Annotated in this window: 1 pseudogene; it reads right to left on the bottom strand. The window is 76.0% G+C overall.

What is annotated here, in order from left to right:
• Positions 1 to 771, bottom strand: a pseudogene (locus ACFQ4O_RS17985) (nitric oxide reductase activation protein NorD); the annotation flags it as partial.

Genomic DNA, 771 nt, shown 5'->3' with positions numbered 1-771 from the left:
CCGCGCCGGCGGCACGGTCCCATTCGGGATAGACCGCGACCACCGTCCCCCGGTCCTCGGCGGCGACGGAGCGCGCACGGCCCGCCTCCGGCTCCGGCGGCTCGTCGGAGGGGCGGCCGTCGTCCCGGTCTTCGGGTCGCGGCCGGGCGGCGTCCACCGCCTGCTCGATCTCGTCGGCGCGGTCGTCCGGCGGCTCGCGGAACTCCCAGAGCGCCAGATTGTCGTCGCGGTAGAGCGGCTCGACCACATAGGCCTTGAGATCGAACCTGAGCCGCATCTGGCCCATGTCGTGGCCGATCAGCCCGCCGATGGCCCGCGCCGTCAGCGGATCGTCGAGCCGCCCTTCGGCCTCCGCGAACAGCCGCCGGCCCTTGGCCACGAAGCCGTCGGGGTCGGCGTAGTCCGGATCGAGCAGCGCGCGCGACAGCCGCGCCATCAGCATGCCGGCGGTCATGGCGGCGTCGGGCCGCGCCTCGTGCCAGGGCGTCCAGAGCGCCCGCAGGCCCGGAAACCGTCGCAGCGCCAGCGCCTCGACCCGCGCGTCCTCGATCAGCCCGACCATGGCGATCTGCAGCGGACGGAGCTGGCCGACCGGCTGGCGGACGCCGAAGGCGAGATGGGCCTGCGCATGGGCGAGCGCCGCCCGGTAGAGCGGGGCCACCCGGGACCGCGCGACGCCGCGATAGACATGGGGCAGCCGGATGAGGTCGCCCGCGATCGACGTCCGCTGGGGCGCGGGCGCGCCCTCCGCGCCGTCGAGCGCCGCGAGCC

Origin of the sequence: Methylopila musalis (assembly GCF_042679725.1) — a bacterium.
Lineage (GTDB): Bacteria > Pseudomonadota > Alphaproteobacteria > Rhizobiales > Methylopilaceae > Methylopila > Methylopila musalis.
The sequence above is the reverse complement of the archived record's forward strand: the minus strand, read 5'-3'. Positions and strand labels throughout refer to the sequence as shown.